This window comes from Segatella buccae ATCC 33574, from assembly GCF_000184945.1.
In the GTDB taxonomy this organism is placed as follows: domain Bacteria; phylum Bacteroidota; class Bacteroidia; order Bacteroidales; family Bacteroidaceae; genus Prevotella; species Prevotella buccae.
On sequence record NZ_GL586311.1, the window covers coordinates 1,249,619 to 1,271,276 of the forward strand.

Below are 21,658 nucleotides of genomic sequence, written 5' to 3' on the forward strand. Positions count from 1 at the left end.
TAAGGTAGATTGAAAGATTGTTTAACGGTAACAAAGAGATAGCCGCGAGGCCGTCTTTAGTTTAAAAAAGGATTTTTTTAGTTAAACATAAAATTTGCGCCATAGCTCGTTGAGAGTTGCGGCGCATTTTTTATTGTGCGTATATGTGGGGCGGGGTAGGTATGAGCATTCATGCAAGAAGCGTAGCCGGCGGAGTCCGGAGACAAGGCGTGGCTGCAAGATGCAACGAGACAATGGCACCGGATGGCTTCTGCTGTTGTCAGATCTTTTCGCAACCGATTTGCAATTCGCCCATTTTGGTTGTATCTTTGCATCAGCCAAGGGAGCATACACGTGCTCCCTTTTTTTAGTTTCCACCTCTAAAAGAGGGCTTTTCTATCTTGCTTTGGAGTGCCACTTGGCTCAAACGACCTTGTAAAAGGGCCTTTTTGAGGTTCTGACTCGGGCCGAATGACCTTCCAACTGTGGCCCTTTTGCAATGTCGTTTGGGCTTGGTGGGAATTTTGAAGGGGTGACTGCGGCTAATGGGGCGAATAAGATTGGCAGCCCAGACGAGTGCAGGAAAATCCCATGTAAGGCTTTTTCAAAACATTTAATAGTTAGTGCTATATACTAAAGGCCAAAAAGATTCGGCAAGAAGAAATGAAGACCGAATATATCGGGATAAAGAATAAGGAAATAAAAAATTAAACACTATCTTTGCAAAAGAATAAGCAAAGACGGGCGAGCATTGGGTTTGCCGAGAAGTTTGGCCGAAGGCAACGGACTTCTTTGCAGGAAGCAGCGTTGCATTCTTTTGTCGGCACGACTTAAAAAACAGAACATTAAGAAGTATGCGTGTACTGATTGTAAATACAAGCGAACGGATGGGGGGAGCGGCCGTGGCCGCCAACCGGTTGGTGGATGCCTTGAACAATAATGGGGTGAAAGCCAAGATGCTCGTAAGAGACAAGGAGACACAGGACATCACGGTGGTGGGCCTGCCCCGATCGCCGTTGCTCCGTTGGCGTTTTCTGTGGGAGCGGTGGTGCATCTTCTGCCGGCTGCATTTCTCGAAACGGCATCTGTGGGAGATAGATACAGCCTGCATGGGCAACGACATCACCAAGTTGCGCGAGTTCAAGGAGGCCGATGTCATTCACCTCTCATGGGTCAATCAGGGCATGTTGTCGCTGAAAGGCATCAGGAAGATACTCAACAGCGGCAAGGCTGTGGTGTGGACGATGCACGACATTTGGCCGGCCACGGCGATATGCCATCTCACGCTCGGCTGTTCGCGCTTCAAGACGGGCTGCTCCCACTGCAAGTATCTGCCCGGGGGCGGTTCGGCAAGCGACCTTTCCACAAAGATATGGAGGCGCAAGAAGCGGCTGCTGGTCGGGCAGAGTGCGTTTTTTGTGGCCTGTAGCCGTTGGCTTGAAGGGCAGGCCCGACAGAGCAAATTGTTGGAAGGGCTGCCCGTGACAAGCATCCCAAACCCCATTGACACCCACGTGTTCCATGTTGCAGACCGGCAGAAGGCCCGCCAAAGGCTGAACTTGCCGCCAGACAAGCAATTCATCCTCTTTGCCTCGCAGCGCATCACCAATGTGAACAAGGGCATGAGCTATCTTGTGGAGGCTTGCAGGCAGCTTGTGGCCGAGTGTCCCGAACTGAAAGAGCAAGTAGGGCTCGTGGTGCTGGGTGGCCATTCCGAAGAAATCGTGGGCGAATTTGACTTCCCCGTCTACCCGCTGGGCTACGTGAACGACACTGAACGCATCGTGGATGTCTACAACGCGGCCGACTTGTTTGTGCTGCCGTCGTTGTCGGAAAACCTGCCCAATACCATCATGGAGGCCATGGCCTGCGGAGTGCCCTGTGTGGGATTCCGGGTGGGGGGCATTCCGGAGATGATCGACCACCGGCAAAACGGCTATGTGGCCGAGTATCGCGATGCCGCCGACCTGGCACGCGGACTCCGGTGGGTGCTGGCCGAGGCCGACCGGGAGGAGCTTCGGGAAAGAGCACTCCGGAAGGTGGCCCAAAACTATTCGCAACAAAGTGTAGCCATGAAATATATCGAAGTCTACAACGAGGCCATAGCCTATAAAAAATACAGGCTATGATTCGTTTCACCATCATCACCTGCACCTACAATGCCGAAGCCGTTGTAGGACGCACACTCGACAGTGTGCTTGCACAGACCTACGCGCATGTGGAACACCTTATTATAGATGGCGTTTCCACCGACCGCACCCTTCAACTGGCCGAAGACTACCGCCGCAAAAATGCGGAAGAAGAGAGCCTCCACGAGGTAGTCATCACATCGGAACCCGACCGTGGCCTCTACGATGCCATGAACAAAGGTATAGCCCGGGCCACAGGCGACTATCTCGTGTTTCTCAATGCCGGCGACACCTTTCCCTCAGCCGACACGCTGGAATTCATTGCCGGCAGTGTGGGCGACGGGGAGGAGAATCCCGGAGTGCTCTATGGTGACACCGACATCGTGAACGATGAAGGCCGCTTTCTCCGCCATCGCCGGCTTTCGCCACCCGAGCATCTTTCTTGGCGGTCGTTCAGCCGTGGCATGCTTGTGTGCCATCAGTCGTTCTATGCCCTCACTGCCGTGGCCCGCGAGGTGCGCTACAACACCGCCTACCGCTATTCGGCCGATGTGGACTGGTGCATCCGCGTGATGAAAGCCTGTGAGTGCAAGCATCTGCCGTTGAAGAATCTCCATGCCGTGGTCACCCATTATCTTGACGGCGGCATGACGGTGAAGAACCACCGCGCTTCGCTCCGGGAACGATTCACCGTGATGCGCAGCCACTACGGACTGCCCACCACGGTGATGATGCATCTCTGGTTTGTCGCCAGAGCTTTGCTGAAACGGTAAGGGCGTAGGGGCGTTATGCCCTTTGTTGACTACTGCCGTAAGGCGCGCAGGGCATTGAGCACGGCCAGCACCATCACGCCCACATCGGCAAAGACGGCCATCCACATGGAGGCCAACCCGAAAGTGGCGAGTATGAGCACGAGCACCTTGACGCCGATGGCAAACCACGCGTTTTGCATGGCGATGGCAATGGTGTGTCGGGAGATGGCGATGGCTTGAGCCACCTTGGACGGATGGTCGTCCATCAGCACCACGTCGGCTGCCTCTATGGCCGCATCCGACCCGAGGCCGCCCATGGCGATGCCCACATCGGCACGTGCCAGCACGGGGGCGTCGTTGATGCCGTCGCCCACAAACACGAGACTCTTGCCTTCCCCCTTTTCGGCTATCAGCCGTTCAAGATGGCTTACTTTGTCAGCCGGCAGCAGTTCGGCATACACTTCGTCCACTCCCAGCTCTTCCGCCACATGCTTGCCTACGGCCTCTCGGTCGCCCGTGAGCATCACCGTCTTTTCCACTCCCGCAGCCTTGAGCCGGCTGATGGCCTCGTGGGCATCTTCTCTTATTTGGTCGGAGATGACGATGTGGCCGGCATACTGCCCGTTGATGGCCACATGAATGATTGTGCCCACATGGTGGCAGGGTCTCCATTCAGCCCCTATGGCCTGCATCATCTTCTCGTTGCCCACGCACACGGTGTCACCGTTCACTTCGGCCCGGATGCCTTGTCCGGCCACCTCTTCTATATGCTCCACGCGGCAGTTGTCTTGCTCGTCGGGATAAGCCTCCCGCAGCGATAGGGCGATGGGGTGGGTGGAGAACCGTTCCACGTGGGCAGCCAAGTGGAGCAGGCGTTGTTCGTCGCACTCATGGGGATGGATGGCGTTCACCTTGAATACACCGTGGGTGAGGGTGCCCGTCTTGTCAAACACCACCGTACCGGCTTTGGCCAGCGTGTCCATATAGTTGGAACCCTTGATGAGGATGCCATGACGCGAGGCTCCGCCGATGCCGCCAAAGAAGGTGAGGGGAATGGAAATGACGAGAGCGCACGGACAGGAAACGACCAAGAACGTGAGGGCGCGATTGAGCCATACAGGGAAACCGGCGAGGAAATCGCCCGACAGCAGAGGAGGGATAAAGGCCACCAGCAGGGCGGCAACGACCACGATCGGTGTGTAGACATGGGCAAACTTAGTGATGAAGGTCTCGCTTCTTGACTTGTGTTCGCCGGCACTCTCCACCAGTTCGATAATCTTTGATGCCGTCGACTCGCCGAAGGTCTTGGAGACTCTCACCTTGAGCAGTCCCGAGAGGTTGACGCAGCCCGAGAGCACCTCGCCGTCGACCGTCACCGTGCGGGGAACGCTCTCGCCCGTCAGGGCCACGGTGTTCAGACTGGATGTACCTTCCGTCACCACACCGTCCATCGGCACCTTTTCTCCCGGCTTCACCACAATGGTTTCGCCCACCATCACGGTTTCGGGAGCCACGGTTGCCAGTTTGCCGCTGCGCTCCACATGGGCAATGTCGGGGCGTATGTCCATCAAGTGGGAGATAGACTCCCTGCTGCGCCCCTCGGCATAGTCTTCGAAAAGTTCGCCCACTTGGAAAAACAGCATCACAAACACGGCTTCGGGAAACTCGGTCTCGGCTCCCGGCAGAAAGCCGATGAGCAGTGCACCGATGGTGGCGATGCTCATGAGCAGGTCTTCATCAAACGGGTCTCCCTCCATGATGCCTTCCACGGCTTCGCCGAGCACATCATAACCGGCTATCAGATAGGGCACGAGATAAACCAGCAGCAGTTGCCATGTGGCAAGGCCGGCAGTTTTCTCTACGACTACGGCTCCCGTCAGCAGCACGGCCGAGAGGAGGATTCTTACAAGTTTTCGATTCATATCATCTTGTTTTGGTTCTTTTCTTTCACTTCTTCAGATGGGCTATGTTTCCCGTTTCCGTTTGCAAAGGTAAGAGAAAAGTTTTGCAACTCGGTTGCAAAGAAGTGGATGAAGAGGCAAGTAAACGAGTTGACAAGTGGACGAGTTGACAAGTTAATGGCCGGTGATAGTTGATAAGCATTGGGAGATAATGGTTACAAAACGGCTGATTTTTCGTCTAAGATAAGAAACACCGAAGGCATTTTGCCGACAGAACAGAAAGCTACCGACATGAGAAGAAAACTGCTTTGCGCCCTGATTGGTATGCTCGCCTGCGCCCCAAGGGGCGTGGCGGCACAATCGAGCGTTTGTTATACCGGCACCCGGATGAGCAATCCCATGCGCCATGACGGCGGTCTGTCTCCCGTAGTGGGCGTGCATAACATCCAGACAATGAGGGCCAACCGGGAACATCCCACCGCTGCCAACGGATGGGGATGGACCTACAACCACCAGCCGATGATGGCCTGTTGGCGCGGTCGCTTCTACATGCACTACCTCTCGGATGAGCGCGACGAGCAGGTGCCACCCTCGCGCACGCTGCTGCAAACCTCCACAGACGGCTATGCGTGGAGTACACCGGTGGTTCTCTTTCCGGAATACCGGGTGCCCGAAGGGTTCAGAAAAGCGGGTGTGGAGGGAGAGGCCCACCGACTGGTGGCCGTGATGCACCAGCGGCAGGGCTTCTATGTGTCAAAAGCCGGTCGGCTCTTTGCTCTCGGGACGTATGGCGTGTGCCTCGATAAGAAAGACCACAATAACGACGGCAACGGCATCGGACGCGTCATCCGCGAAATCAAGGGCGACGGTTCGTTCGGTCCCATCTACTTCATCTACTACAACCACGGCTTCAATGCCGCAAACACCGACTTTCCCAACTGGAGGAAAGGGGACAAATGGCTGCGCCGGGCCTGCGAGGAGATGCTCTCCAATCCGCGCATACTGATGGGGTGGGTGGAGGAAGCCGACCGTGGTGATGCCCTCCTTCCGCTCAAGGAGCCTTACAGGGCCTACAACGACTATACGCTGCCCGACGGCCGACTCGTGGGCCTGTGGAAGCATGCGCTGACGAGCATTTCGGCTGATGGGGGACGAACGTGGAGCCGGCCCGTCAACCGCGCCCGGGGATTTGTCAACAGCAATGCCAAAATATGGGGACAGCGGTTGGGCGACGGCATGTATGCCACGGTCTACAATCCCTCGGAGTTTCGCTGGCCGCTGGCCATCAGTCTCTCCCGTGACGGGCTGGAATACACCACGCTCAATCTCGTCAACGGAGAAGTGCCCCCCATGCGGTATGGCGGCAACTACAAGAGCTACGGTCCGCAATACGTGCGAGGCATCTCAGAAGGCAACGGGCAGCCTGCCGACGGAGATTTGTGGGTGGCCTACAGCATGAACAAAGAGGATATGTGGGTGGCCCGCGTGCCCGTTCCCGTGACCACAGAGGCTCATGCACAGGCCGACGATGACTTCTCTTGCGTAGCCCGACTGTCCAAGCTCACGGCGTGGAACATCTATTCGCCGCTTCTGGCACGGGTGTCGCTCGATGGCGAGTGGCTGGTGCTGTCGGACAAAGATCCGTTCGACTATGCCCGGGTGGAGCGCAAGATTCCGGCCACATCCGAGCTCCGTGTGAGTTTCGACATACAGGCGGCGCAAAACCACAACGGGTTGTTGCAGATAGAGTTTCTCGACAAAAACGGCTTGGCCTGCTCGCGTCTGGAGTTCACAGCCGACGGTACGGCGCGCTGCAAGAGCGGTGCGCGCTATGGCACGTTTCTCAAATATGAGCCCGACCGCACCTATCACATCGATGCCGAACTGTCTGTGGCCGACCGCATGATAACACTCTTCGTTGATGGCAAGCAGGTGGTGAAGCGCGTCTTCTTTGCCCCTGTACACAGCATAGAGCGCGTGATGTTCCGGACGGGAGCCGCACGCACGCTGCCCGACATCGACACACCGGCCGACCGGGACGACACGCTGCCCGGGGCAGGAAACACGGACACGTTGGCTGTCTACCGCATAGCCCATTTCAAGACCGTTTCCCGCGATGCCGACAGCGGGGCGGCTTTCCTCCGCTCGGCCGATTACAGGCACTATGTGGACTATTTCAACGCGATGGAGGATGAGAATATCGTGCAGGCCATTCCCAACGCACACGCTTGGGAGTGGATGCAAGAAAACATTCCGCTCTTCGAATGTCCGCAGCAAGACTTCGAACAGATGTATTACTACCGCTGGTGGACGCTCCGCAAGCATATCAAACTCACCGATGTGGGTTATGCCATGACCGAGTTTCTGGTGCCGCGCAGCTATGCCGACAAGTATAATCTCATCTCTTCCGCCCTCGGCCACCACATCTACGAAAGCCGGTGGCTCCGCAATCCCGTCTATCTTGATCAGATAGTCAACACGTGGTATCACGGCAACGACGGCGAAGCGATGCGGAAGCTCGACTTCTACAGTTCGTGGACACCCGCAGCCCTATGGGCCCGCTATCTCGTGGACGGTCGTAAGGAGCCGGCCGTGGCACTTTTGCCCGATTTGGAGAAAGAATATGCAAGGTGGGATGGGCATAAGGGCATCGCCCGTCCTTTCTCGTCACAGAAAGGAATGGAAGGCCTCGCAGCCCACAAATGCCCCTCTGCGGCTCTTTATTGGCAGTATGACGTGCGTGATGCGATGGAAGAAACCATCAGCGGGGGGCGCAAGGAGAAGAATGAGCGGCCGAGCATCAACAGCTACATGTATGGCAATGCGCGCGCCATCGCAGCCATTGCCACCCTTGCAGGGGACATGACAACAGCCAAGATTTATAACACCAAGGCCGATACGCTGAAGACTTTGGTGGAAAACTACTTATGGAACGACCGCCACAACTTTTTCGAGGTGCTGAAGAAAGATTCCTTCGCCAATGTGCGTGAGGCTGTCGGCTTCATTCCGTGGTACTTCAATCTGCCTTCCGACAACGCCAAATACGCACAGGCATGGCGGCAGTGCGGCGACCCACAAGGTTTTTCCGCTCCCTACGGACAGACTACCGCCGAGCGTCGCCATCCGCAGTTCCGTACCCACGGTGTGGGAAAATGCGAATGGGATGGTGCTGTGTGGCCTTTCGCCACGGCTCAGACACTCACGGCCTTGGCCAACTACCTCAATGATTACAGCCGTCCCGTGGTAGGCGACAGCCTCTATTTCGCCGAACTGGAGAAGTATGTGCAGAGCCAGAACCACCGGGGAAAACCCTACATCGGCGAATATCTCGACGAGACCACGGGCTATTGGCTCAAAGGAGATCAAGAACGCAGCCGCTATTACAATCACAGCACTTTCAACGATCTGATTATCACAGGCCTCTGCGGGCTCCGTCCGAGTGCGGGGAACAGCCTTGTCGTCAATCCGCTGTTGCCTGTCGGCAAGTGGGATTACTTCTGTCTTGACAAGGTGCGCTACCACGGTCATGACCTCTCCATCGTGTGGGACCGCTACGGTTCGCGCTATCATGCCGGTAAAGGCCTGAGCGTTTATGTAGACGGCAAACTGAAAGCTAATCGCAAAGATATGGGAAGAGTAAGAATAGAATTATAGAGAGATGAGAACATTTACATTATATAATATTACAAAGCAGCTATTGAGGTGTCGCACATTGGTTACACTGCTGTCGTTGGCGATGCTGACAACCGTCGCTCGGGCACATCCTGATTTCGGCAATGCGCAGTGGATTGGGGCCACGGCCAATGCTCACGACTCGTTGGCGGGGCGGAGTATTGTGCTGATGAGGACTGTCAGGTGCGGCAAACCTATCCGGGAAGCGAAGCTCAATATCTGTGGATTGGGGACCTACGAACTGTATGTGAACGGCCGGAAAGTGGGCGACGACATCTTGGCACCGGCGTGGAGCGATTACGACAAGACCGTGTTCTACAACACAATAGACCTCACGGGTGTCTTACAACACGCTGCGGAAGCAAACAAAAAGCCGGCCACGAAGGGGAAAAAGGCTTCGCAGGCCGGCGACAACACCATAGCCGTGATGCTTGGCAACAGTTTTTACTACGAGCAGGGGCTGCGCTACCACAAACTGAAAAGCAACTACGGCCCGCTCAAACTGTTGTTCCATCTCGCCATCGTCTACAACGACGGTAGTCGGGAGACAATAGAAAGTCGGTCGGAGGAATGGAAGTGGGTGGAAAGTCCAGTCGTCTACAACAGCATCTATGGCGGAGAAGATTATGATGCCCGCAAGGAAGATACACCTCCAGCCCCCAAGGCTGCACTCGCTCTCCGGCCTCCGTTCGGCACACTCCGCCCCCAGATAGCTGCCCCGGTAAAAATCATGGAACGCTATCCCGTGGCCCGGAGGCTTCCGGGGATGGTGTTCGACATGGGCCAAAACCTCGCCGGCTTTCCCGAGATTACCGTCCGTGGACGGCGGGGGCAGTCGGTGAAGCTCATCGTTGGGGAGACCCTTACGCCCGACGGGCACGTGAACCAAAAGCAGACGGGTCGGCCCTACTATCTCACCTACACGCTCCGGGGCTCCCGGGAGGCAGCCGAAACGTGGCATCCGTGCTTCACCTACTACGGATTCCGCTACATAGAGGTGGAGGGGGCGGTGATGACGGGTGACGACAATCCCGAAGGACTGCCCGTGTTGGAGTGCCTGCAATCGTGCTTCATCTACAACTCGGCACCTAAGACGGGCGACTTCGAATGCAGCAACCGGCTGTTCAATGACACCTACCGGCTCATCGACCGGGCCATCCGGAGCAACTGGCAACACGTGTGGACCGACTGTCCGCATCGCGAGAAACTCGGATGGCTCGAACAGGACTGGATCAACGGTGAAGGACTTGTCTACAACTACGACTGCCGGGCCATGATCGAACAAACCATGCAGCAGCTTGCTGATGCCCAACATGCCGACGGGTCGATGCCCGAGATAGCCCCTGAGTATATCAAGTTTGAAGGTTCGTGGGCCAAGCCTTTTCAGGAATCGCCCGAATGGGGCGGTGCCTTGGTGGCCCTGCCGTTCCTCTACATGCGCCACTACGGCGACTCCTCGCTCGTGAGACGATACTATCCGGCCATGCGCCGCTATGTGGACTATCTTCATTCGCGCGACTCTGCCTACGTGCTCCGCATGGGGCTCGGCGATTGGTACGACTACGGCCCCGGCAAGGCGGGCTTTTCGAAAAACACCCCCGTGGCACTTGTGGCCACGGCCCACTACTATCGGTGGGTCAGTCTGGTGCAGGAGGCTGCTTTGATAGCCGGTAGGGCCGACGAGGCCATCATGTATGGAGTCATCGCCGAGCGCATCATGCTTGCCTTTCAGAAAGAGTTCTTCCATCCCGAGACGGCTTCCTACGGTTCGGGAAGCCAATGCTCCAATGCCATTCCGTTGGAATTGGGTATCGTACCGTTGGAGGTGAAAGACCGGGTGATGCAACATCTTGTTGATGACATCCACACCCACGGCACCCGACTGACCACCGGTGACATCGGCACGCGCTATCTCTTTAATGTGTTGGTGCAGGAAGGACAGGGCGAACTGCTCTACCGGATGCTCAACCACGATGAGATGCCGGGCTACGGCTTCCAACTCAAGCAGGGTATGACAACGCTCGCAGAACAATGGAATCCCGAGTTGGGAGCTTCACAAAACCATTTCATGATGGCACACATCAACAATCTGCTTGTGCCGTGGCTCGTGGGCCTTCGTGTGAGCGGCCGGCAGGTCACCGTCTCGCCCCATCCCGTGGGCGACCTGACATGGGCCAAAGGCAGTACAACAGTCAATGGCAAACGGGTGAGTGTGGCATGGAGGATAGAAAACGGACGTTTCCTCCTCGACATCACCGCCCCTGACAGACAAAACTTACATCTTGACAATGAAACGATTGATTCTTTCTGCGCTCTGCGCCATTTGCAGCTGGAGTGCAACATTCGCACAGAATGACTACGCGGGCCACTATACCCGTAGTCTGCACGACGTGATGGGCGACGTGGCCCGGCGTTGGAATGTTCGGTTGAAATACAATGTAGACACGGCAGGGCTACGCTTGCCCTACGCTGACTTCCGCGTGCGCCCCTACTCACTGGAGGAAACGCTGTCGAACATCTGTGCCTATTTCGACTTTAAATGGTGGAGACAGCCCGACGGTAGCTATAAGATCAAACCCTACGAATATCCCCGCCGCCACACAGAGGAGGGCGCGAAGATGCTCAACTATCTTTCCACGCTCTATGCCGACCGCACGGCTTGGGAGGCTCGCCGCGACAGTCTGCGGCGCGAAGTGCGGATGCGGCTCGGCATCGATGCTTTCCTCGACTCCTGTGTGAACACTCGTCCCGTGTTCTCCAAAGTGAGAAAGCACGACGGTTACACCATGCAGAACATCTGCATCGAGCTGCCCCCCGGGCAGCACGTGTTCGGAACCATCTATGCGCCTGCCCCCTCGAAAGAGACGAAACGGCGGTGGAAGAATGTGAGGAAATATCCCCTCATCATCTGCCCCGACGGACATTGGGAGACACGCACGCGCCCTGACGAGCAGAAACGGCTCGCCACATTGGCGCGGATGGGAGCCGTTTGTGTGGATTTTGACCTCTACGGTTATGGCGAAAGCGAGCAGGAAGTGGGGCGTGAGGCCCATCGCACCGACCGGGCCCATGTCTACCAAGCGGCCTGTGCCCTCAAACTGCTTGACTATCTGTGGAACCACCGACACGACATCGACCGGTCGCGTATTGGTGCTAATGGCGGTAGCGGCGGTGGCAGCCATACCATTCTGCTCACCGTGCTTGACGACCGCATCACGGCAGCTGCCCCCACCGTCAATCTGGCCAGCCATTTCGACGGCGGTTGCCCCTGCGAGAGCGGCCGGCCCATCCATCTGGCGGGCGGAGGCACGTGTAATCCCGAGCTCATTGCCATGTTTGCGCCCCGTCCCTTACAGATAGTGAGCGACGGAGGCGACTGGACTGCCTCTGTGCCCACGCTCGAATATCCCTACCTCCGCCGCATCTACGGCTTCTATGGGGCCCAAGATAAGGTGGAAAACGTACACCTTCCTGCTGAGCGACACGACTATGGCCCCAACAAGCGACAGGCCAATTACGACTTCTTTGCCCGTGTTTTCGATCTCGACCGCACTATGATAGATGAGGCTAAGGTCACCATCGAACCGCGCCGGATGATGGAGACGGGACTTGAACGTTGACCAACAAGGAAGTTCCTGCTTCTATTAGATCCGGCAATGAGTCTACATGTCGGTTGAAGTGAGACATACACTTCTCCACTAAAAACTTGGCGTTATCCATTATTATCACTATATTTGCGATAGTAATGATGCTTATTACCGGAGTTGCCCATGTAAAAATCGGGCCGACCATTTAAACAACTACATACACATGGAGAAACAAATCTACTTCCGTGGTGTAGGACTGCTCCCTTTAGCCGGACTCCTACCCCAAATGGTATTGAATGCAAACGGACAAAGTAAAGCAACACCTGAAAGACCGAACATCGTATTCATCCTTGCCGATGACCTTGGTTATGGTGACATATCTTGTTTTGGCAGCCAATTTGTCAAAACGCCGAACATTGACAACCTATCCAAAACCGGCACGACATTCACCCAATGCTATGCCGGCTCGGCCATCAGTTCACCGTCCAGATGCTCACTGCTGACAGGCAAAAACACGGGAAACACCACCATTCGTGACAACTTCTGCAAGGCAGGAGGTATCAAAGGAAAGAAGGTGAGTCCTGATGGCAGCGTGTCTTATATCCGAAGAATGAATCTCCTGCCTACCGACACAACCATCGCCACCGTACTCAGAAGTGCCGGTTACAAGACTTGTCTCGTCAACAAGTGGCATCTTGACGGCTTCAATCCTGAAGCCACTCCACTCAACCGCGGCTTTGATGAGTTCCACGGGTGGCTTATCAGTACCATCTTTTCCAACGATCCTTACTATTATCCTTATTGGAGATTTGATAACGACAAACTCATCAACATTGAGGCCAACGCCCATGACAAGCATGTCATGCACAACACGGACCTTTCTACCGAAGACGCGATCAATTTCATCCGTAAAAACAAAGACAGACCGTTCTTCCTCTACTTGGCCTACGATGCGCCTCATGAGCCCTACATCATCGATGACACTTCGTGGTATGACGGCGAGAACTGGGACATGAATACCAAGCGCTATGCAGCCCTTATCACTCACATGGATGCGGCCATCGGACGACTGATGAAAGAACTGGAAAGACTGAAGCTCAGGAAAAACACGCTCGTGGTCTTCGCTTCCGACAATGGTGCAGCCGTACAAGCCCCGCTAAAACTGCTCAAGTGCAACGGCGTCTTCCGTGGGCGTAAAGGTCTGCTTTATGAGGGAGGCATCCGCGTGCCGCTGATTGTCAACCAACCGGGCAAGATACCTGTCCGGACGCTTGAAAACATCATCTACTTTCCCGACATGATGCCCACGTTTGCAGCACTCACCGGCAGCAACAAGCATCTGCCACAACACCTCAACGGCATAAATATTCTGCCTCTTTTTTATGGCAAGCAACTGGATACCGATCACCGGTTGCTCTATTGGGAGTTTCCCGGGGTACAGAGGGCGGCCCGTAAAGGTGACTGGAAATGTGTCACAACCAAGAGAGGTGCTCCTTTAGAGCTGTATAACATCAAGGAGGATATGGAGGAACGGCATAATCTGGCGGACCAATATCCCGAAATGGTGAAAGAGTTCGACAAGGAAATGAAAGCCATCAGGCATCCTTCTCCCAACTGGCCGTTGGAAGGAGAATAAACGAAAGACGAAAGAGTAAAGAGGAGCCAAGGGGGCAAAGGATACGATTGTATTCTTTCCCTTGAGCTCCTCTTCTTTTTGTCCCTTTAATTTCGGGTTCGGTAAAAACCTCACTGTTCTTACTTTCTTTTCATTACCGGAATTCCTGTCTTTTTTTAACAAACCCCGTCAATAGCCTTCATTCGGAGTGTGGCAAGGTGTTGGCTTTTAGGGACACCTGCAGAAGTTGTCAAATAATTTCACACCTGATTTGCATTCGGCCATTTTCCATCGTATCTTTGCTGTGGCAAGGGGAGTACGCGTGTGCTCCCTTTTTTCGTGGATGTTGCCGGCAGAGGTGTTTGCGGAGGCCGAATCGGGATGTGAAAGAGGCTCCGCAGGGTTGTGGATGGGCCTGAATCGCAAGTTGAGTGTGGCCCTTTGAGGATGTGAGTGTGCCCGTTCGGGTGTCTTTTTTCGTCTGTTTTGACATTTTGTTGCGGCTGGAGCAGGGCACTATACTTTTGGAGGTGATTTTTATGTCAAGTAAGGCGAAAACTTTCAAAAGGTTTTTTGGAGTTTTCAAGCTATACTTTCAGATTTATAGTAAATGGTGCTGAAAACTGCTGAATGCCACCTTTCTGTCTACGGGGAAATGCGCATTAGAAGTTGTGTATACTTTTTCCAGCTTTCAATTTTTATTTTAACAAACGACCATTTGCCGATTTTTCATAACAAACTGAATGATTCCGACTACATAAAAGCCTATCATGCGAATAAAAAATAGAAAAAAATCGGCTCTCTTGCTTGTTTTATCGGAAATATTGATTATATTTGTGGCGTTATCGAACTTAAACAACCAACCCCAACTCAAAAGTTATAACAAACTTAAATATAAACAACAACACAATGAATTATTTATTGCGACTAACCATGCCAATTCTGCTCGCAGTTTTGGCAACCACCGTGCGGGCCAATACTACCCACACGCATGGCGCCAACAGCACGTTTGTATTCAACACAAAAGAAGGCCTACAAGAATTGGGCATAGCTTTACCTGCTCCAAGTAAAGGAACGGATATCAATACCGAGCTGACGAAAGATGGCATTACTTTATCTAATACAAAAGGTGGCACTGCGACCCGTATTTATAATTCAAAAGGAAAATACAGTCTGCGTATCTATAAAAAAGGCACATTGACATTGAAAGCCGGTGGGGCCAATATCACCAAAATTACCATCACGGGCTATTCTGCCTCAAACTTTGGTCTGAGTACCACACAAGGTACTTATAATGTATCGGGAACTGTAGGCACATGGACAGGAACCGAGTCAGAGGTCACTTTCAAAGTCAATGTTAATACCTATATCAACACCATCGAAGTGGCCATCAATGGCGAAACGCCCAAACCCACTCAAAAGGTGAACGGGCTTGCCGCTCTGAAAGACATCGCAGACGAAACGCCTGTACATCTCTACATTGCCGATGCCGACAATGCCCGTGTGCTCTTTGCCGGCAATGACGAGGCTTTCATCCGCGACAAGGATTGCACGGTTTGCTTCTCTGGTGTCAAGGCTAAGCCTGCTATGGCATACAACCAGCACGTTGCAGGCTACATCGTCGGCAAGAAAATGACCCAAAATGGTATGACCACTCTGCAAGCTGTGGCCGACACACACACGGCTTTCCTCGTGATGGCTGCCCCGGTACAGGAGTCTGATGTGGAGCCTGCTGTCATGAAAGCCGGTGAGCACGCCACTCATCTTGGCGACTGGGTCACAATGAAAAACCTGACCATGAAAAATGGCAAGCTCGAGGCAAACGGACAGACCTATATGCTGAACAATGCCTACGGTCTCGACGGTAACTCGTTCTATCAGCAGCCATACGAAGGGGCTATTGTAGACCTCTCGGCCATCGTTTATCCCACAGCGACAGGTATCGAATTGCGCCCTATATACAATAAGGTGGAGAAGACGGAGGCTCATGATGTGGAGGCCCGAGACTTCCGTCCGCTCATCTATGTGATAGACGAAACTCGCAACTTCACTTCTCCGACGGCTGACATTCCCCACGCCACCGTGCGCCTGCACCGCACATTCTCTCCCGACAAATGGAATACGCTCGCCCTGCCTTTTGCCGTAACCTTCGAAGGGGGAAAGCTGCGCAAATACGACAACGTGGACGGACAGACAATGAAGTTTGTGGAAGCCGCATCTGTGGAACCGGGCGTGCCCTATCTGTTCAAGCCGGCCACAGTCATTGAGAATCCCACCTACACCGACGTGACGCTCTCCAAGACCGAGGCCCGGAAAGTGATGCACGGCAGTTGCGGATTTGCCGGCACCTACAGTCCTTATACGATGAAGGCAGACAAGACCGAACGTTTCCTCGGAGAGGGCAACAAACTCTACTGGCCCGACACCACGACTTCACCTGACGCTAACAAGATGAAAGGTCTGAGAGCCTACTTCATGGTGCCTGAAACGATGACGGAAGCCAAGGTCTCTATCGTTGGTGAGACTACAGCCATAGACAATGTGGCTACCGACCACCCGGCGGCAACGGCCAACGCCCGCGTCTACAACCTCAATGGACAGTTTGTGGGCATCGGAACAGCCGGCTTGCCCAAGGGTGTTTACATCGTCAATGGTAAAAAAATGGTTATTAACTAACAATCTGCTATAATGGAAAAGAAAACATATTTTGTCCCCAACACGAAAATTAAGGCCTTGGAGCTTGAACAGCATCTGGCCGCAGCCAGTCCCGACATTAATGACGAGGGTACTGATGTCCATTTCCCCGGAACAGGCGGTGGCGGCAATGCCAATGATGCGTATGGCAAGAGCTGGAGCCTCTGGGACGATGAAGATGAAATAGAAAACATGTATAACCATCAATAGGAATGAAGCGAATAATCATGAAAAAATATCTATTTTCACTGCTTTGCCTGGTCTTTGCGCTGGGCATAAGCGCACAAAACGACAAGAAGCCCAAAATCATCAAACTCAAGACGGGCTTGGAGGTGACCTTTGTCAAGGATCAGATAGACAGTGCCCGCATCGTGTTCGGCCCCAACGGGCAGCAAGAGCCGCTTGGCATCAAGGTCTATGTCCACGATGCCGAACCGGTGGACTACCTCTATTCGCAAATCGAGGAGGTGACATTCTTCGAACAGGGAGGTGAAACTCCCGACGAAGAGAATAAGAACAAGAATACCAAAGAAGATTTGGCTAAGAATCCAGAGGGTTGGCGACTGGAGTTCCCACGCTTTATTCAAGGGCGCGAGGCGACGTATGAAATCACACATACATATAAAGCCGTAATTCAAAATAAAGAAGAGCAGGTTGTCAACTTCTCTTTGGAATGGGACGGACAAAAGAAAGCCAACCGTTGGACATGCTATCAACTCTATGCGGGAAATATGGCAAAAAATACAAAACGTAACGATGATTTTAAAGAAGATCCGATGATTACGAATCCTGCACACCGGAGTACACTTGCAGACTATAAAAGTAATTCCAGCATTTATGCCAGAGGACATCTTTGCCCATCGGGCGATCGACTCTATTCTGTAGAACAAAATAAGCAAACATTCTACTTGAGCAACATGCAGCCACAGATACATGGGCACAACAGTGGCGTTTGGCAGCAATTAGAGCGGAAAGTGCGTGACACATACGCTACAGCCTCTGACTGTGACACTCTGTATGTAGTAAAAGCTGCCACCATTGATGATGGCCACATACAAGGATATACAAGCGCAGGGCTGATTGTACCACAATATTTCTATATGGCTCTATTGGCATACAACAAAACCAATGGTACCTATCACGCATTGGGTATTTGGTCGCCTCATGAGTCTGGAAGTAAGACAGAATACATCACCATCGACGAGTTGGAGAGACGCACCGGCATCGACTTCTTCTGCAATCTGCCCGACGCAACGGAAGAGAAAGTGGAAGCTGATGACAGTGATGAGAACAAAAGATATTGGAATGTCACGTTTTCCCACGCGCAACCGTAACCGCTAAATAATCGAATGAAGCCGGAGCCGCAGCAGCTCCGGCTTTTTTGATGCCTTATAATATGGGGATTCACTGACGACAAAAGCTGTGCATGTTCGTCTATGGGATATAACTGTCAAACATGCGCATGATGATTCTTAAGAAGTCTTTTCTAATGGCTATCGCCATGCTTGCAAGTCTTTTTTCGCAAGCACATCCGTATAAACTATGGTATCGGGAACCTGCACAGGTGTGGACTGATGCTTTGCCACTTGGCAATGGCAGGCTTGGAGCCATGGTATATGGTATTCCGGCCACGGAGCGCATACAGCTCAACGAGGAAACCATTTGGGCCGGACAGCCCAACGGCAATGCCAATGCGAAGGCGCTGAAGGCCATTCCCGTGATTCAAGATCTGATTTGGAAGGGGGAGTATAAGAAGGCGCAAGACTTGGCGACCTCAGATGTGATGTCGGCCACCAACTGGGGAATGCCCTACCAGGCTTTCGGCAACGTGTACATCTCCATGCCGGGCATGGGCAACTACACAAACTATTACCGCGAATTGAGCCTCGACTCGGCACGGGCCATCACCCGTTGGACGGCAAATGGGGTGACCTATCGGCGCGAGGTGATCACTTCGTTGGCCGACAATGTGGTCACCGTCCGCTTCACGGCCGACCAACGGGGCTGCATCACGTTCAATGCCTACTTCACCACTCCCCACGACGATATTATGATCAAGAGCGAGGGCGACGAAGCCACGCTGTTTGGCGTGACTTCCAAGCACGAAGGACTGAAAGGCAAAGTGCGCTTCATGGGACGCATGGCGGCGGTGGCAAAGGGGAAAGGGGAAGGGGCCGTGACCCACTCCAAAGACGGAATTGTGTCGGTGAAAGGGGCCGACGAGGCTGTGCTCTACATCTCGATAGCCACCAACTTCAACAATTATAAGGACATTTCCGGTGACGAGGCCGTCCGTTCGGAACAAATTTTGCGGGCTGCCATGGCTCGCGATTATGCACAAAGCAAAGCCGAACACATCAGCCGATTCCGGCAGTTGATGCACCGTGTGACGCTCAACTTGGGTGAAGACCAATACAAAGACCTGCCCACCGACGAACGGATTATCCGTTTTGCCGACCGAGACGACAACTATCTCGTGGCCACTTACTTCCAATTTGGTCGTTATCTGCTCATTTGCAGTTCGCAGCCCGGCGGACAACCGGCCAATCTGCAAGGTATCTGGAACGATAAACTCTTCCCGGCATGGGACTCGAAATACACCACCAACATCAATCTTGAGATGAACTACTGGCCGGCGGAGCCCACCCAACTCACCGAACTCACCGAACCGCTGTTCCGACTCATCCGCGAAGTGAGCGAGACGGGGGCCAAGACGGCTCGCACGATGTATGGCAAAAGCGGTTGGGTGCTTCATCACAACACCGACATCTGGTGCGTTACGGGAGGCATAGACCATGCCCAGAGTGGCATGTGGATGACCGGTGGGGCCTGGCTCTGCCGTCATTTGTGGGAGCACTACCTCTACACGATGGACAAAGATTTCCTGCGACGCTACTATCCGGTGATGAAGGGGGCGGCGGAGTTCCTTGACCAGATGCTCATTCCGGAACCGCAGCACGGTTGGCTGGTCATCTCGCCATCGGTCTCTCCCGAAAACAGCCATCCATCCAAAGACGGGAAAGTGGCCATTTCAGCCGGAACGACGATGGATGTACAGCTCGTGAATGAGCTTTTCCGTGAGGTCATGGCCGCCTCGAAGGTGCTTGGTGAGGATGCCGCTTTGGCCGCCCACTATGCCGAAAGGCTTAAACTTATGCCCCCGATGCAGGTTGGCAAGTGGGGACAGTTGCAGGAATGGATGGAAGACTGGGACGATCCCAACGACACCCACCGCCATGTGAGCCATCTCTACGGGCTTTACCCCGGTTGCCAAATCACGCTTTCGGGCACTCCCCGGCTCTTCGATGCCGCCCGCACATCGCTCATCCACCGCGGCGACCCGAGCACGGGTTGGTCAATGGGATGGAAGGTGTGCCTGTGGGCCCGGCTGTTTGACGGCAACCATGCCTACAAACTCATTCGCAACCAATTGTCACTCACCGATGACCGCTTCGTCGCTTACGGCACCGACAAGAAGAAAGGAGGCACCTACCGCAATCTCTTTGATGCCCACCCACCGTTCCAAATCGACGGCAACTTCGGCTGCACGGCCGGCATAGCCGAGATGCTTGTGCAGAGCCATGAGGGCTATATCAACCTGCTGCCGGCCCTGCCCGACGCGTGGAAAGCCGGGGGGGAAGTGAAAGGTCTGATGGCCCGAGGAGCTTTCGAGATAGAACACCTTGCTTGGAAAGACGGTCGGGTGGTGCGGCTTGCCATCCGTTCCAACGCCGGAGAACCGCTGCGGGTGAAAGCCAACGGCAAGATGATGATGAGGAAGACCCACAAGGGCCAAACGCTGACGCTCATCGGAAAGTGAACCAACGCTCCAAAAACAATATCAAAGAAGACATCGCTATGAAGAAAATCATTTCCATCTTCGCCCTTCTGTGCTGTTTGTCGCTCACGGCCGGCGCACAAAAGCCTTGGGACAACGGTCGGTTGCAGGTGTCTGCCAACCACCGTTATCTTCAGTTTGCCAACGGTCAGCCCTTCTTCTGGTTGGGCGACACAGGCTGGCTGTTGCCCGAACGGCTTGACCGTTCCGAAGCCCAATACTATCTACAAGCCTGCCGACGGGCCGGTTACAATGTGGTGCAGGTGCAGACGATGAACGGCGTGCCCTCTTACAACATCTACGGTCAGCCTTCACTCATAGATGGTTGGAACTTCTCAGGCATCGACCGCAAAGGCGTTTACGGCTACTGGGATCATCTGGACTACATCGTCCGCACTGCCGAGCAGAACGGCATCTACATCGCTATGGTGCCCATTTGGGGCACACTGGTGAAGGAGGGGAAGATAGATGTGGCCGGAGCTAAGGCCTATGGTCGCTTTTTAGGCAACCGCTACAAGAACAGTCCCAACATCGTGTGGATGATAGGCGGCGACATTCAAGGCGACATACGCCCCGAGATATGGGAAGCTCTGGCCACAGCCATCCGCTCGGCAGACGACCGCCATGTGATGACCTACCACCCCCGGGGCCGCTACACATCGGCCAAATGGTGGAGCAAAGCCTCGTGGATAGACTTCCACACCTTTCAGAGTGGCCACCGCAAGTATGGTCAGCGCATGGGCAACGCCGATTATCCCATCCCCGACAGCACCGAGGAAGACAACTGGATGTATGTAGACTCCACGTGGGCCTACCGTCCCTTGAAGCCCGTGCTCGATTCGGAACCGAGCTATGAGGACATTCCCAAAGGGCTGCACGATCCCAATGAGGCCCGTTGGCAGGCTCACGATGTGCGCCGCTATGCCTATTGGAGCGTGTTTGCCGGCAGTTGCGGCCACACCTACGGGCACAATGCCATCATGCAGATGCTCAAGCCGGGCTACGCCACGGGCTATGGCACTGACGGAGCCGAGAAATACTGGTATCAGGCACTCAACGATCCGGGCTACAACCAGATGAAGCACCTGAAGAATCTGATGCTCGCCTTGCCCTACTTTGACCGCGTGCCCGACCAAAGCGTCATCGCCGGCAAGAACGGCACACGCTACAACCGGCTCATCGCGACCCGCGGCAACGACTATTTGCTGGTGTATAACTACAACAGCGTGCCCATGAAAGTGGATCTGCGAAAGATTTCAGGCAACCGGAAAAACGTGTGGTGGATGGATGCCGCGACGGGCAAACTGACTTTCATCGGCGAGTTCGACTCCAAACCCACGACCTTCAACCAACAGAATCCGTATTCCGGACAGGTTTGCGACGGTGTACTCATAGCCGTAGATGCTACCAAAAACTATATCGCCAAAGACCAAAAGGCGATTGCCGATCGCAGCATGACCGGCCGAAAGCGCGATTTTAACGAATGACAAG

At 54.2% G+C, this 21,658-nt stretch carries 12 protein-coding genes; 11 read left to right on the plus strand and 1 reads right to left on the minus strand.

The genetic code is table 11. The annotated features are described in order from the left end of the window. Window positions 1–833 precede the first annotated feature (833 nt). Both HMPREF6485_RS04705 and HMPREF6485_RS04710 read left to right on the plus strand, forming a co-directional pair. On the plus strand, window positions 834–2,108 hold the full coding sequence (locus HMPREF6485_RS04705) for a glycosyltransferase family 4 protein (protein WP_044125837.1): 1,275 nt from the start codon (window positions 834–836) through the stop codon (window positions 2,106–2,108). Next, on the plus strand, window positions 2,105–2,881 hold the full coding sequence (locus HMPREF6485_RS04710; RefSeq protein ID WP_004341123.1) for a glycosyltransferase family 2 protein: 777 nt from the start codon (window positions 2,105–2,107) through the stop codon (window positions 2,879–2,881). Before HMPREF6485_RS04705 ends, HMPREF6485_RS04710 begins: the two co-directional genes overlap by 4 nt. Before the next feature lie 29 nt (window positions 2,882–2,910). On the opposite strand, the gene HMPREF6485_RS04715 is transcribed toward HMPREF6485_RS04710, so the two are convergent. Beyond that, window positions 2,911–4,782 carry a heavy metal translocating P-type ATPase gene (locus HMPREF6485_RS04715; RefSeq protein ID WP_004345045.1) on the minus strand — a complete coding sequence of 624 codons (1,872 nt, stop codon included), beginning with the start codon at window positions 4,780–4,782 and terminating at the stop codon, window positions 2,911–2,913. 303 nt (window positions 4,783–5,085) lie between these two features. Between HMPREF6485_RS04715 and HMPREF6485_RS04720 the strand changes: the two genes are divergently transcribed. From HMPREF6485_RS04720 to HMPREF6485_RS04760, 9 genes are all read left to right on the plus strand, one after another. Then, window positions 5,086–8,415: an MGH1-like glycoside hydrolase domain-containing protein gene (locus HMPREF6485_RS04720; protein WP_044125839.1), complete on the plus strand. Its 3,330-nt coding sequence runs from the start codon at window positions 5,086–5,088 to the stop codon at window positions 8,413–8,415. 4 nt (window positions 8,416–8,419) lie between these two features. Next, the gene (locus HMPREF6485_RS04725; RefSeq protein WP_248622230.1) at window positions 8,420–10,789 is read left to right on the plus strand and encodes an alpha-L-rhamnosidase; all 2,370 of its coding nucleotides are present in this window, start codon (window positions 8,420–8,422) and stop codon (window positions 10,787–10,789) included. Then, window positions 10,722–12,053: an alpha/beta hydrolase family protein gene (locus tag HMPREF6485_RS04730; RefSeq protein ID WP_248622232.1), complete on the plus strand. Its 1,332-nt coding sequence runs from the start codon at window positions 10,722–10,724 to the stop codon at window positions 12,051–12,053. Before HMPREF6485_RS04725 ends, HMPREF6485_RS04730 begins: the two co-directional genes overlap by 68 nt. Before the next feature lie 190 nt (window positions 12,054–12,243). Continuing rightward, complete coding sequence (locus HMPREF6485_RS04735) at window positions 12,244–13,656, plus strand: sulfatase-like hydrolase/transferase (RefSeq protein ID WP_004345050.1); 1,413 nt, start codon at window positions 12,244–12,246, stop codon at window positions 13,654–13,656. 888 nt (window positions 13,657–14,544) lie between these two features. Then, entirely contained in the window at window positions 14,545–16,311 is a 1,767-nt protein-coding gene (locus HMPREF6485_RS04740) for a chitobiase (RefSeq protein ID WP_082231298.1), read from the plus strand. Between the two features lie 12 nt (window positions 16,312–16,323). After that, entirely contained in the window at window positions 16,324–16,539 is a 216-nt protein-coding gene (locus HMPREF6485_RS04745; RefSeq protein WP_004345056.1) for a hypothetical protein, read from the plus strand. A gap of 17 nt (window positions 16,540–16,556) precedes the next feature. Beyond that, the gene (locus HMPREF6485_RS04750; RefSeq protein WP_044126266.1) at window positions 16,557–17,663 is read left to right on the plus strand and encodes a DNA/RNA non-specific endonuclease; all 1,107 of its coding nucleotides are present in this window, start codon (window positions 16,557–16,559) and stop codon (window positions 17,661–17,663) included. 131 nt (window positions 17,664–17,794) lie between these two features. Next, entirely contained in the window at window positions 17,795–20,149 is a 2,355-nt protein-coding gene (locus HMPREF6485_RS04755; RefSeq protein ID WP_407636081.1) for a glycoside hydrolase family 95 protein, read from the plus strand. A gap of 38 nt (window positions 20,150–20,187) precedes the next feature. Next, window positions 20,188–21,654: a glycoside hydrolase family 140 protein gene (locus tag HMPREF6485_RS04760; protein ID WP_211205718.1), complete on the plus strand. Its 1,467-nt coding sequence runs from the start codon at window positions 20,188–20,190 to the stop codon at window positions 21,652–21,654. Window positions 21,655–21,658 lie beyond the last annotated feature (4 nt).